Source organism: Nocardia flavorosea (genome assembly GCF_015477805.1).
GTDB lineage: Bacteria > Actinomycetota > Actinomycetes > Mycobacteriales > Mycobacteriaceae > Nocardia > Nocardia flavorosea_A.
In genome coordinates this window covers 1-1,042 of record NZ_JADLQL010000013.1, presented here as the reverse complement: position 1 = coordinate 1,042, position 1,042 = coordinate 1, and the positions used below count along the sequence as shown (strand labels likewise).

General features: G+C 64.3%; 2 protein-coding genes. Both read right to left on the bottom strand.

Translation table 11 applies throughout. The features are described from left to right. The coding region (locus IU448_RS28570) for an IS3 family transposase (protein WP_195058842.1) at positions 1-675 on the bottom strand (675 nt) is incomplete at its 3' end. Between the two features lie 2 nt (positions 676-677). Continuing rightward, positions 678-977, bottom strand: coding sequence for a transposase (locus tag IU448_RS28565; RefSeq protein WP_195058841.1), 300 nt, complete (start codon positions 975-977; stop codon positions 678-680). Positions 978-1,042: the final 65 nt, after the last annotated feature.

Genomic DNA, 1,042 nt, shown 5'->3' with positions numbered 1-1,042 from the left:
GTCGTAGCTGTCGCCGACCGATCCCATCGATTGCGCGATCCCATTGTCCGCCAACCGGTTAGCGAACCGGATCGCTGTGTAGGTCGAGCCTCTGTCGCTGTGGTGAATCAACTCACCGTCGCGGATGTCACGGCTCCAGACCGCGAACTCGAGTGCACCGAGTACGAGTTCGGTGTCACAGCGGTCCGAGGTTTTCCATCCTACGATCCGGTTGGAGAACGCGTCCCGCACTGCCGCCAGCCAGAACGCGCCCTGACCGCAAGGGATCCTGGTCGCGTCGGCCACCCACAACCGGTTCGGCCGATCCGCGGTGAAGACCCGTTCGACCAGATCCGGTGCCGGCGCTGCCCGCGGATCGGACCGTGTCGAGGCGATCCGCCATCGTTTCCGCAGGAAAGCGCCCTGCAACCCGGCGCCACGCATCACCCGCTCCACCCTTTTGCGGCCCACCGAGATCCCGCGGCGGGCCAGCATCGCATGCACCCGCGGAGAACCATAGGTTCCGCCGGAGCTGGTATGGATATCGACGATCTCGGCCAGCAACGCCTCGTCCGCGAGCTGCCGCGACGAGGGCTGTTCCAGGCGTTTGCACCACCAGTAATAGGTCGACGAGGCGATCCCGAGCACCCGCAATACGAGCTCGACCGGGTGCCGGCTGTCCTTGACGAACCGCACGATCACCTCCGGGTCTGGCCGAGCTCCGAGGCGAAATACGCACTCGCAGAACGAAGAATGTCGTTGACCCGCTCCAGCTCAGCGACCTGTTTACGCAGGCGCTTGTTCTCCTCGGCCAGATCCGTGTCTGCTGGTTCCGGTCGCTGCCCGGTATCGGCTTGGCGGATCCAGTTCCGCAAGGCCTCATGATGCACACCCAACTGCTGGGCGAGTTTGCGGATCGTCGGTTTCGGATCCGACTCCAAATACAGCCGGACCGCTCGGGCCTTCAACTCGTCCGGGTATTTCTTCGGTGCTGCCACGTGGGGCTCCTTCCCGGTCCTATCGGACCATGCTCAGAGCCCTCCAAGGAAGCGGGGGAACCTCA